The 11,667-nt window shown below is 59.0% G+C and carries 9 protein-coding genes and 3 pseudogenes; all 12 read right to left on the reverse strand.

Features of this window, described 5'->3' with window-relative positions; genetic code table 11:
* The 12 genes and pseudogenes from V7773_RS11595 to V7773_RS11645 all read right to left on the reverse strand — a co-directional run bounded on the left by V7773_RS11595 (window position 1) and on the right by V7773_RS11645 (window position 11,466).
* Window positions 1-1,077 (reverse strand): protein-glutamate methylesterase/protein-glutamine glutaminase, encoded by a 1,077-nt coding sequence (locus tag V7773_RS11595; RefSeq protein ID WP_092142314.1) that lies wholly within the window; start codon window positions 1,075-1,077, stop codon window positions 1-3.
* Window positions 1,074-1,526, reverse strand: a complete 453-nt coding sequence (locus V7773_RS11600) for a chemotaxis protein CheD (protein ID WP_086936772.1) — start codon at window positions 1,524-1,526, stop codon at window positions 1,074-1,076. Before V7773_RS11600 ends, V7773_RS11595 begins: the two co-directional genes overlap by 4 nt.
* Before the next feature lie 61 nt (window positions 1,527-1,587).
* The gene (locus V7773_RS11605) at window positions 1,588-2,391 is read right to left on the reverse strand and encodes a CheR family methyltransferase (RefSeq protein ID WP_336073483.1); all 804 of its coding nucleotides are present in this window, start codon (window positions 2,389-2,391) and stop codon (window positions 1,588-1,590) included.
* Window positions 2,388-2,912, reverse strand: coding sequence for a chemotaxis protein CheW (locus tag V7773_RS11610; protein WP_063321781.1), 525 nt, complete (start codon window positions 2,910-2,912; stop codon window positions 2,388-2,390). Before V7773_RS11610 ends, V7773_RS11605 begins: the two co-directional genes overlap by 4 nt.
* A gap of 75 nt (window positions 2,913-2,987) precedes the next feature.
* Window positions 2,988-3,500, reverse strand: a complete 513-nt coding sequence (locus tag V7773_RS11615; RefSeq protein WP_063321782.1) for a chemotaxis protein CheW — start codon at window positions 3,498-3,500, stop codon at window positions 2,988-2,990.
* 3 nt (window positions 3,501-3,503) lie between these two features.
* Window positions 3,504-4,856 (reverse strand): annotated as a pseudogene (locus V7773_RS30430) (methyl-accepting chemotaxis protein); the annotation flags it as partial.
* Window positions 4,857-4,889: 33 nt separating this feature from the next.
* Window positions 4,890-5,894, reverse strand: a pseudogene (locus V7773_RS30435) (methyl-accepting chemotaxis protein); the annotation flags it as partial.
* 21 nt (window positions 5,895-5,915) lie between these two features.
* On the reverse strand, window positions 5,916-8,045 hold the full coding sequence (locus V7773_RS11625) for a chemotaxis protein CheA (protein ID WP_092412171.1): 2,130 nt from the start codon (window positions 8,043-8,045) through the stop codon (window positions 5,916-5,918).
* 16 nt (window positions 8,046-8,061) lie between these two features.
* Window positions 8,062-8,379, reverse strand: coding sequence for an STAS domain-containing protein (locus V7773_RS11630; protein WP_063321785.1), 318 nt, complete (start codon window positions 8,377-8,379; stop codon window positions 8,062-8,064).
* 32 nt (window positions 8,380-8,411) lie between these two features.
* Window positions 8,412-8,780: a response regulator gene (locus V7773_RS11635; protein WP_013692986.1), complete on the reverse strand. Its 369-nt coding sequence runs from the start codon at window positions 8,778-8,780 to the stop codon at window positions 8,412-8,414.
* A gap of 11 nt (window positions 8,781-8,791) precedes the next feature.
* Window positions 8,792-9,400 (reverse strand): annotated as a pseudogene (locus V7773_RS30440) (methyl-accepting chemotaxis protein); the annotation flags it as partial.
* Between the two features lie 824 nt (window positions 9,401-10,224).
* Window positions 10,225-11,466, reverse strand: a complete 1,242-nt coding sequence (locus tag V7773_RS11645) for an HD-GYP domain-containing protein (protein WP_336073489.1) — start codon at window positions 11,464-11,466, stop codon at window positions 10,225-10,227.
* Window positions 11,467-11,667 lie beyond the last annotated feature (201 nt).

Below are 11,667 nucleotides of genomic sequence, written 5' to 3' on the forward strand. Positions count from 1 at the left end.
TCAGGGCTGATGTCCGCGAACGCCAAGGATGGCCGAAGCAATCTGCTCCAGTGGCAACTCGCGCTCGACCGCGCCCAGCTTGAAGGCCTCGCGTGGCATGCCATACACCACACAAGAGTCTTCATCCTGCCCCAGGGTCCTGGCGCCGGCATCGCGCATTTCCTTGAGGCCACGAGCACCATCATCGCCCATGCCCGTCATGATGATTCCAAGGGCATTGCTGCCGGCGCTGCGTGCGACCGAACGGAACAGGACATCCACCGAGGGTCGATGTCGGCTGACGGGAGGTCCCTGGACAATATCCACCTGGTACTGGGCACCGCTGCGCTTGACCAGCATATGGGTGCCACCCGGTGCGATCAGCGCCCGCCCGGGAATGATGCGATCACCCTGTACCGCCTCGCGAACCTCGATTTCGCAAACGTGATTGAGGCGCTCGGCGAATGCGGCGGTAAATTTCTCTGGCATGTGCTGCACCACGACAATGCCCGGACACACCCGCGGCAATCCTTGGAGTACCTGTTCCAGGGCCTGGGTGCCGCCGGTGGAAGTACCGATGGCAACGATACTTTCAGTCGTGCGCACCATGGCCACGGACGCAGGGGGCAGAATCGAGTCGGCACTGAGCCGGGGCGGTACGTCGACAGGCGCCCGGGCGCCCGCTACCCGCCGCAGGTTGGCCTTTGCCGCGGCCCTGACGGCCTGGATCAGATCGTCCGCACTTTCGGTCAGGAACTGTCGAAGGTTGGATTGCGGCTTGGTGACGATACTGACGGCACCAGCCGCCAGTGCCTGCAAGGTGGTCTTGGCGCCCTTCTCGGTCAGCGTCGAACAGATCACCACCGGCGTAGGCTTCTGCGCCATCAGTTTTTTCAGGAAGGTAATGCCGTCCATTCGTGGCATCTCGACGTCCAACACGATGACGTCAGGCCATTGCCTGCTCATCTTCTCCATGGCGTACACCGGATCGGCGGCGACGTCGATAACCTGGATTCCACTGGCCTGGTTCAGGGCTGCACTCAGCACCTGGCGCACCACGGCGGAATCATCCACGATCAAGACCTTGATATCCGTCATATGGCTTTACTCTTGGGCGACTCGAATACTTTGCGTACCGAGTCGGCATGATTGAGTTGAAGGCATCCAGTGCCTACATCGAACACCAGGTGGCGATACCCCTGGCCACCGACGTGATAGGCCCGGCACTGCAACCCATGGTCCTGGATCAGGCTCCTGGCGGCATTGACGTTCTGTTGGCCGATCCCGGTAGCGTCACCGCGATACACCCCGGGAAACATGTCAGCCCCGCCAAAAAGACTCACTTCAAACTGCTCGGGCCGAGCGCCCGCCTGATGAATGCACTCGAACAACAGCAACAACGCATCCGTCGCGTAACGACCGTTCAGGTGTCCCGCGCCGCGCCCGCCCCGACGAGGCAACATGAAATGACACATGCCGCCCAACAAGCGTTGCGGATGCCAAAACACCAGGGCGACACAAGACCCCAGCACGGTACATAAGCGCATTTGGCGTCCTCCGAACGCCACATCACCGGGCTGCAGGAAATATTCGGTCACCTGAACCATCTCAAGCGTCCGGTTTGCGGTAGATAGAGGGTTTGACCAACTGCAATTCATCGCTGATGCCATTCAGGCTTTCCGAATGGCTCACGATGAAATAGCCGCCTGGCCGCAGGTGTTTGCTCAAGCGCCTCACCACTTCAGACTTGGTCTGGTTATCGAAATAGATCATCACATTGCGCAGGAAGATCACGTCGAACTGCCCTACCGAAGGCAGCGCATTGTTCAAGTTGATCGAAGTGAAGGTAATCCGTGACGCCAACGCGCGGTCGACCATGAAAATGCCGTTGTTGCTGCCCACACCCCTCAGGCAGTACCTGTTCAACAACGCCTCGGGAATGCCGCGGATACCGTCCAGTGGGTAGCGTCCGCTTTGGGCTTTTTCCAACACCCGGCTACTGATATCGGAAGCGAGGATCTCCCATGGCCGGGTGCCCAGTCTGTCGGCCAGCACCATGGCCAGGGTGTAGGGTTCTTCCCCCGTGGAACAGGCACCACTCCAGATACGTACCGGGGCATTGCCACGAAGTTCGGGAAGTACCACGTCGCGCAGAAACTCAAAATGCTTGGGTTCGCGGAAAAAGTAGGTTTCGTTGGTGGTCAGCAAGTCCACTGCCATTTGCAACTCGGTCCGGTCCTTCATCAACAGGCGGTAATAGCTGCCGTAGGTGGTCAAGTTGAAAAACTGCAAGCGCTTGGCCAGGCGGCCGCTGACCAGCTGTTTCTTGGCAACGGATAGGCTGATCCCGGCGATTTCATGAATCATTGCTCGAAACTGCTGGAACTCGTTGTCGGAGAGCACGACGTTCATGGTCTTAGCCCGTCAGCGTTGATGTTCGAAGGGAGCAGCGCCGACCAGTCCTCGCTACTGAGCATGTGCTCGATGTCCAGTAACAAGACGAAACGGTCACTGAGCTTGCCGATTCCCACCACAAATGCAGGACTAAGGCGGCCCTGGAGTGCCGGTGCCGGCTCGATCTGCTCGGCCGGTATCTCCAGCACTTCGCTGACTGCATCCACGATGATGCCCACCAGGCCTGCGCCGCCGCTGCCGTGGACCTCCAGCATGACGATGCAGGTACGTGGGTTTTCCAGGGTCTGGACGCCCCCAAAACACAGCCCGAGGTCCAGCACAGGAATGGCCGCTCCGCGCAGATTGGTGATGCCGCGAACCTTCGCTGGCGCCATCGGCAACGGCGTAATCGGTCCGTATTCGACAATTTCCCGTACGCACAGGGTGCCTACCGCGAACATCTCCTGGCCCACGCTGAAGGTCAGGTACTGTGGCGCTGCCGTCCCCGGGGCAGGCAGGCGCGAGGCAGATATGGACATGGTTCACTCCTAGGGATCCACCGTAGACGGCAGCATCCATCTCAAGACAACGTAGGCATGCCTGAGCGCTACAACTCAGTGCAACTGGCGAGCGATCTCACTGACACACAACACCTGGTCGATCTGAAGCACAGTCAGGAACGCACCTCGCACCTTGACCATCCCTCGAATGAAGTCTTCACGGATCCGGTTTCCGATCGCCGGAGCGGCCTTGATGTCGGCCAACTCGATTTCGATCACCTCGCTCACCGAGTCGACCACGATACCCAGCACTTGCGGCTCGTCTTCCTGAACCAGTTCCAGGATAACGATGCAGGTTCTGTTGCCTTGCTGCGTGGCGCCCTTGCTGAAGCGCGCCTGCAGATCGATCACCGGCACCACCGAACCGCGCAGATTGATCACTCCGCGGATAAAATCCGGCATCATCGGTACGCTCGTAACCTGGCCGTACTCGATGATTTCTCGCACGCACAAGGTATCGATCGCATAGACCTCCCTGGCGGATACAAACGTCAGGAATTGCAGGAATTCGCTGTCACACGGATTCTGCTGCGCATGCTCGAAATGGCTCAAGACTGCAGGTTCCATGTCTCAACTCCCGAAGCGAATGAAACCGCCTTCCTGGGCATGCTCACTGCTTTGCATGCCGCCCAGACTGGAGGAAGCGGCCCGTGGAACGGCGGAAACCGCAACCCGACCCTGCAAGGTGAAAAAGCCCATCAACTCTTGCAACTGCTCGGCCTGGCTACTCATTTCTTCGGCGGTGGCAGCCAGCTCTTCGGACGCCGAGGCGTTTTGTTGAGTGATCTGGCTCATCTGCGACATGGCGGTATTGATCTGCTCCGAGCCGATGGACTGCTCTTCGGATGCAGCGGCAATCTCCTGAACCAAATCAGAGGTCTTGGTAATCGAGGGCACGATTTCATCAAGCAGGTTGCCGGCCCGCTCAGCCAGGGCAACACTGTTCTTGGCCACCTGGCCGATTTCCTGTGCCGCGACCTGGCTGCGTTCGGCGAGCTTGCGCACCTCAGCGGCGACAACCGCGAAGCCCTTGCCATGCTCGCCGGCACGGGCCGCTTCGATGGCCGCGTTGAGCGCCAGCAGGTTCGTCTGGTAGGCAATCGAATCAACGATTCCTATCTTCTCGGCGATGGTTTTCATGGCCGAGACGGTGTCCTTGACGGCCTGTCCACCTTCGCTTGCCTCCTTGCTCGCCTTGCCGGCCATGCCATCGGTCACTTTGGCATTCTCGGTGTTCTGGGAAATCGACGCCGACATCTGTTCCATCGACGCCGACGTCTCTTCAACCGACGCCGCCTGTACCGAAGCCGACTGGCTGATGCTTTGGGCCGTGGCGGAAATCTCTTCCGAGGCACTGGACAGCGAATCGGCGGAACTGCGCACCTCGCCAATGATCTGCGAAAGCTTGCTCACCGTTTCATTGACCGCGTGCTTCAGGTCTTGCAGGCTGCCCTGGTAATCACCTTTGACGCTGCGGGTCAGGTCACCACCGGACAGGGCCACCATGACCTCCATCGCCTCGTTGAGAGGGGCAACGATGGAGTCCAGCGTGCTATTGATCCCCGCCACGATGCGGCGGAAATCCCCTTGATGGCGAGTACTGTCCGCACGGGTATCGAGCCGACCGACTACCGCATTCTCGCTGAGCATCTGGGTGTCTTCGATCAGCGCCTGGACGTTGCGGCGCAGTTGCTCGATGTTGTCGTTGATAAAGGCTTTTTTGCCCGGGAACTGGGCCAGGGGTGCCGACAGGTCACCTTCGCCGAAGGAACGTATGCAAGCCATGGCCTGTTTCTTCACGCTGATGTGACCATTGACCATGTCGTTGATGCCCTGGGCAATCTGACGGTACGAGCCTTGGAATCGCTGTACGTCGATCTGCACATCAATGTCGCCTTTCTCGTGCTCGTCCGACATGTGATGCATCTCTTCGATCAACGCCGTGATGGTGCTGCGAAGATGCTCGATGGTGACGTTAATAAAGGCTTTCTTGCCGGGGAACGCTTGCAGGGACGCCTGCAGGTCGCCCTCACTGATCGACTTGATGCAGGCCATGGCTTGCTTCTTGACGCTGATATGCCCACTGACCATATCGTTGATGCCTTGGGCCATCAGTCCATAGCTGCCAGCAAAGCGTGCCGCATCGATCTGCACGTCGATGTCGCCTTTATCGTGCTCTGCGGACATGTGATTCATTTCGCTGATCAGTTGGTTCAAGGTCCCGCTCAGCCGGTCCAGGGAGCCCATCAGCCCGGTACGTTCAGGGCCATTGTTGCCGCCCTGCACATCCAGTTGCCCGGCCACCAACCGCTCGGCCACCCGCCGGAGATCATCGGGCTCGCCACCCAATGTGTGGAGCAGCCGGCGTACCAGGAAGAAACCGAGCAAGCAGATGACCAGCAAAGTGGCGCCGCCGACCAACGCGATGCTGTAGATCGCCGTCTGTTCGGTCGATGCCGCGACCGCCGCATTCTTACGCCCCAGGTCCAGGTTGTACTGACGGATATCGTTCAAGGCGGAAGTGACCTTTTCGCGCGTCACCTCCAGGTCGAGCAGCAGACTACGGGCTTCAGGGACGGCATTCTTGAGGGCATTATCGAAACGTTCCGTGCCTCGGTTGTATTCATTGACCGTGCTGCGCAAGGCGCTGAGCAGCGTCGCATCATGATCATCGGAGACGAACTCTTTCTGGTAGCGATCCAGCGCCTGGAGCACCGTTTCCTTGTCGCTTTGCTGGGCACTACCGGCAGTTCCGGACAGACTCTGCCATTGCCGGCTGTGGCTGTCCGCCAGGGCCAGGGCCACGTGATCCAGCAACTGCAGGCTGGGCACTGTGTTGACTTGCGCATAGCTGGCCGTGCTCCTGACCCCGCCCATCAGGTAAAGACTGAGGCTGACCAGAATCAGGATGCCCAACAGGGCTGAGGCGACCAGCAGCGAGATATTTTTTTTGACGGTCATGATGCTGTACTCCAGGGAGAACTATTGAGTCAATTCAGGGCTGAGGGTCATACCGTGTTTCTGCCGGCTGGCGACTTGCCCGAGTAGTTTGGGAATATCCAGGATCAACGCTACTGCTCCGTTCCCCAGGATGGTGAAGCCGCCCAATCCATGGGCCGTACCGAAAATCTTGCCCAGCGGCTTGATCACCGTCTGGAACTCTCCCAGCAATTGATCGACGACCAGGCCCACCCGCATCCCCGCGTAATGCACGACCACGATGTTTTCACGGCCATGGTTAGGCTCGTCGATGGCAAACATCTCGCGCAGGCGCAGGACTGGAAGAACCGAGCCTCGCAAGTCCAGGAAGTCCTGACTGCTGCCGTCGTCGGTCGACAGCTCGATGCACTCCTCGACCAGGTCCAGCGGCACGACATAAGAGGCATTGCCTACCCCGATCAGAAAGCCATCGATGATGGCCAGGGTCAGCGGCAGGCGGATACGCACCGTGGTGCCTACGCCCTCTTCGCTTTCCAGATTGACCGAGCCGCGCAGGGCAACGATGTTCCGTTTGACGACATCCATCCCCACGCCGCGCCCGGACAGGTTGCTGACCTGGTCGGCAGTGGAGAAGCCTGGCTCGAAAATCAGATTGAGAATGTCGCCATCGGTCAGCGATTGCCCTTCGGCGACGAGACCGCGTTCCATCGCCTTGGCCAGGATGCGTTGCTTGTTCAGGCCACCACCGTCGTCGCTGACTTCAATGACGATGCTGTTGGCCTCGTGATAAGCGTTGAGGCGAACCGTGCCCTGCTCCGGCTTGCCACGGTCTCGGCGCAATTGGGAAGATTCAATGCCGTGGTCCATGGCGTTGCGCACCAGGTGGGTCAGGGGATCGCCAATGCGTTCGACTACCGTCTTGTCCAGCTCGGTCTCGGCGCCGAGTACTTGCAAGGCAATGTCCTTGCCCAGTTCCTTGGAGACATCGCGCACCACCCGCTGGAAGCGGTTGAATGTGCCGCCGATCTGCACCATCCGCAGGGTCAGGGCGCAGTCACGCACCTCCTCGACAAGACGCGAGAGCGAGCTGGTCGCTTCAATCAACTCGCCAATGCCGCTTTGGATGGCCCCCAGATTGGCGCCAGCGCCGGCGATGATCAGCTCGCCCACCAGGTTGATCAATTGATCCAGTTTTCCGGCGTCGACCCGAATCAGATTACCTTCGGCCGGACGGGCCTCTTTTGCCCCCCGACTCTTGGTGACGTCCTCGCGGGCTGCCTGGTCTGGTGCCACGGGGGCAACCGCAATGGCTGTCGACTCGCCAGAAGAAGGACTGGCCAGCCAGGCCTCACGGGTGACGGAACCACAGGCGATGAAGGCCTCGACCATGGCATCGGGCTCGGCGTCGAGACGACCGATCAAAGCCCGCAAGCCGGTCAGGTCACCGTTGCACGGCAACACGCAGATCTGACTGCCCTCACGAACGAAGTCGAAGGCCCCTTCAATGGTGGCCTGGTCGGCATCACTGACAAACCCCAGCTCAAATCCCAGGTAACACGTTTCCGGATCCATCGCCGAGATATCCGGCATGCCCTCGGTGATGCACACGACCGCGCTGATCTGGCCGAAACTGTTGAGGTAACGCAACAACGACAGCGGATCCATACCGTTGCGCAAAACGTCGGGACACAGGCGAAGGGAGATATGCCAATGCATGACGCAAGTCGATTGCAGCGGTTCGAACGTTGCCAGGGACTGCACCGGTTCTGGACTGGGTTCCAGGTAGCGGTTGAGACGCTCGACCAACGCCGCTCCCAGCCGCTCGTGTTCTGCAGTCATGCCTTGCAGGTCGCCGTGGCTGGCCAGCAATTCAATCAGCGTGCACAAGTGGTCCCGCACGTCCAGGAACAAGGCACTCAGCGATTCGTCCACCCGCAGTTCATGTCCACGGACCCGATCCAGCACGCTTTCTGCCACATGGGTAAAGGCAACGATCGGCGTGAAGCCAAACAGGCCGGCAGAACCTTTGATGGTATGGGCGACGCGAAACAGGGCGTTGATGGTGTCGACATCATCCGGCGCCTGTTCGATCTGCAGCAACGCCTCCTCCATCAGCAGCAAAAGCTCCTGGCTTTCGGCGATGAACGTTCGTAGCACGTCATCCAGATTCATGGGTGAACTCATGGCTTCAACCTCTCTGCTGAAGGGCCGGAGCCGACTGGTCGAAAAAGCTGTGCAACCCACTCATGTCCAGTGCATCAAGCACCGCCGTACTGTGGTTGCTCAGCAGCAGGTTGGAACCATGGCGCAGCGACTCCTGTTTGATCAGCACCAACAACTGGAGCCCGGCGGTATCCATTTCGTCCACGCCGCCCAGATCCATTTCGACTTCCTGAGCCAACGGAAACAGCTCCAGCAACAGGTCTTTGCGTTCGGCTGCGGTGTAAATGGTCAGCGGCCCTTCGAGAACCAGAATCCGACGCAGACAAGCCGTGGTGTTTGTCATGACAACCTCCTTTCCAGGGACTCTGGGCGGTGCTACGGCATGATCAGTTTGGAGACGGCACCGAGCATCTGCGCCGGTTGGAAGGGCTTGACCATCCAAGCCTTGGCACCGACGGCCTGGCCCTGTTGCTTCATGGCCTCTCCGGTTTCGGTGGTCAGCATGATCACGGGCGTGAACTTGTAGGCCGGCAGTTGTTTAGCGGCCTTGATGAAGCTCAGGCCATCCATGTTCGGCATGTTCACGTCACTTACAATCAGGTGGATCTTGCGTCCGTCGAGCTTGGTCAGGGCGTCACGACCGTCAACACCTTCGATGACCTCGTATCCGGCGCCCTTCAAGGTGATGCTCACCACTTGGCGAATGGAAGCAGAGTCATCGACAATCAGGATGGTTTTGCTCATGGGGAAACTCCCTAGAAAAAAGTGATCTCGGATGAAGTACTGCTCACCACAGGCTTACCGTGATGGATCGCATGCTGTTCAGGCATGGTGTAGGTGCTTGCCAATTGCTCAAGCCAGGCATCCGCGATGATCGGGGCCGGTGAGCCGCCGGCGAGCGCGAATTGCTGGCGTTCGACGATATGCCCGTGCAGCTTGCCAAGGTCGTTGTTGACCAGGGAAAGCATCTGGCCGACTCGATCCTGGAACTGCAGGGCGACCAGTACCCCCGATATCTCGGTGGCAACGTTTTCGCTCTGCTGCTGAAGACTGCTGCTGGTATCGACGATGGCCTGGGCGTTGTGCCGGAAGTGCTCGATCACCTGGGACACCAATTGCTCTGAATGAGCCAGGGTTTGCGAATCCTGCTGCGCCTGGTGCTGGGATAGCTCGACGGTGCGAGAGATGGCAGCGTTGACGGCATTGACCGTTTCGCTGATTTTCTGCCCCGTCCCCCCGGATAAACTGGACAGTTTGCGTACCTCATCCGCCACTACCGCGAAGCCGCGTCCGGCATCCCCTGCCCGCGCCGCTTCAATAGCGGCGTTGAGTGCCAACAGATTGGTCTGCTGGGCAATATCACCGACGAACTTGGCCATCTCCTGCAATTGAGAGGTGAAATCGGAAAGGAGCATTACCTCCTTGAGTTGCGACTCCTTGCGCAAAAGCGCATCGCGAAGGGCAACCATGATCGAGTCCAGGTCCCGCTGGCCGACTTCAAGAATTTCCAGCAACCGCGCGCCCGAACTCTGGTCCGCGCCGTGGGAAGCAGAAGCACTGATGTCCCCCGACAGCGTCGCAAAGCGGCTACTCAGCTTGAGGATCGACTCCTCGCTGAGGATGCGCGCTGCATCGATCTGGTGGCTCCAGATCGGCAGTACCTGCGCGCATACCTCGCCCAATCCTTCATCCGGCGAAGCGGTCAGCGCAACGTGAAGTGGCTGATCGTCGCCTTGCTCTGCGTGCGGCCGATTGCTCAATAAACGCAGGCTCCACACCCCCATCAGCAACGCGCCGAGCAAGACCAGTGCACAACTGGCTGCATTGCGCAGACTGAAGTCCGTGCTGACCAGAATCGCGACACACCCGAGCACTCCCGTCAGTCCCGCGGGGAGCATCAAGATCAGGGGGGAAGAAATTGCCTGTCCTTTCACCTTCATCTCTCCAGTTCAGTGCGGATCCGACGGGACCCCGCGCAAGACATCCACCCTTGGGATGCCTGGTTTTGTTGACTTGGAGAGATAATGGCCAAGTGATGGCGGCGAAACTATCGGAGCATCCTGATTTACACCTAAGGATTGCGGTTGGTGCGGTAGGAGAATTCCTACCCGAAGGTGACAGCCCCCCAAAACGACAGCAAAAAAAAACCAGCGACAGGCGCTGGTAAACAAACTGGGACTCGCACGCGTCAGCCAAATCGCGACTCGCTGCCCTGCCCCGTGGCCACCCAGAGCGCTTCAAGACTCTTGAAGCCCCAGGTCTTCTCCGACTCAATGCTGACGATGCTGTCCTGCCCACAGGCCAGATCAATACATTCGGGAGGCAGCGGCACACGACTCGACGCCGAGTAGAAAACCTTCACCCTGGGCGTGAGCAAATAATCGGCGTGTTGCTCCGTCACCACCGCCAACCTGCCACTTTGAAGGCGAACCAAAGCACCAACCGGATAGATACCAATGCATTTGACGAAGGCGTGAAACACTTTCTGATCGAAATGCCCGCTCCATCCCGCCATTTTTCGAATCGATTCGGCGGGGCCCCAGCGATCCCGATAAGGACGGTCAGACGTCACGGCGTCATACACATCACAGACAGCGGCCATGCGCGCGAATAGACTGATCTGGGTGCCACATAACTTATGGGGATAGCCACTGCCGTCGACCTTCTCATGGTGATGCAGACAAACGTCCTGCACACGGGAGGTGAAATGCCTGCTGTCCGCCAGCATCCTGGCACCCGCCTCAGGGTGCGTGCGCATCGTCATGTGTTCGGTGTCATTCAAGGGCAATGGTTTCGCCAGGATGGCCGTGGGTATCACCATCTTGCCCACGTCATGCAGCAAGCCCGCCAGCCCGGCCTCTTGTACCAGCAGCGGCGGTAAATCCAACTGACGGGCCAAACCAATCATCAACCCACAGACGGCTACCGAATGCATGTAGGTATATTCATCGGCGGTCTTGAGGCGCACCAGGCTGAGCAGTGCATCCGGATGACGTAACAGCGAGTCGGAGATTTCACCCACCATGTCCGTGATTCGATCCAGTTGAACGATCCGGCCCATGCGCAAGTCGCCGAACATCTCCATGACAGCCGCCTTGGAATTGGCGCACAGGTTGACCGCCCTCAACAACTCTTCGCTCATTGCCACCCTCGGACGCGGTCCGGGTACTTCGGTGCACGATCGGGTCGACAAGCGCGGGGACTGCTGAGCCTGCACAGTGGTTTCAGCAGGCGCAGAGGCTTGTACGTCCACCCCCTTGGACAGGTCGATCCATGCACCATCAATGTCCGAGGCAATGACTTTCTCCAGCCCCTCCTCATTCTGAATCAGGAAGCCTTTGCTCCAGAACGGACGCTCTACACAGGAACCGGACAGCTCCTGGACATACATTCCTACGCAAAGATCGGTCACACCGATATGTTTCAACACGATGCAGATCCTCCTCTGTCCGCAACCGCTCACCCTGAATTGCCCGAGGCGCGGTTGTCTTGGATAGGCACCAGGATGCCACCCGAGCCCTTGAACAATAGCCAGGTGCTATCAAACAAATAATCGGAGCAGTCTTATTTAGGACTAGGGATTACAGAGGGTCGCGTAGGGATTTTCCTACAATGCGTCACCCACTAAGAA

The organism is Pseudomonas sp. 3JA, assembly GCF_036961705.1.
Classification (GTDB): domain Bacteria; phylum Pseudomonadota; class Gammaproteobacteria; order Pseudomonadales; family Pseudomonadaceae; genus Aquipseudomonas; species Aquipseudomonas fluorescens_Q.

Bases quoted from the DNA above. Each gene is read 5' to 3' on its own strand.
- V7773_RS11595 (WP_092142314.1), bottom strand. From the start codon at position 1,077: ATGACGGATATCAAGGTCTTGATCGTGGATGATTCCGCCGTGGTGCGC.
- V7773_RS11600 (WP_086936772.1), bottom strand. From the start codon at position 1,526: ATGCGCTTATGTACCGTGCTGGGGTCTTGTGTCGCCCTGGTGTTTTGG.
- V7773_RS11605 (WP_336073483.1), bottom strand. From the start codon at position 2,391: ATGAACGTCGTGCTCTCCGACAACGAGTTCCAGCAGTTTCGAGCAATG.
- V7773_RS11610 (WP_063321781.1), bottom strand. From the start codon at position 2,912: ATGTCCATATCTGCCTCGCGCCTGCCTGCCCCGGGGACGGCAGCGCCA.
- V7773_RS11615 (WP_063321782.1), bottom strand. From the start codon at position 3,500: ATGGAACCTGCAGTCTTGAGCCATTTCGAGCATGCGCAGCAGAATCCG.
- V7773_RS11625 (WP_092412171.1), bottom strand. From the start codon at position 8,045: ATGAATCTGGATGACGTGCTACGAACGTTCATCGCCGAAAGCCAGGAG.
- V7773_RS11630 (WP_063321785.1), bottom strand. From the start codon at position 8,379: ATGACAAACACCACGGCTTGTCTGCGTCGGATTCTGGTTCTCGAAGGG.
- V7773_RS11635 (WP_013692986.1), bottom strand. From the start codon at position 8,780: ATGAGCAAAACCATCCTGATTGTCGATGACTCTGCTTCCATTCGCCAA.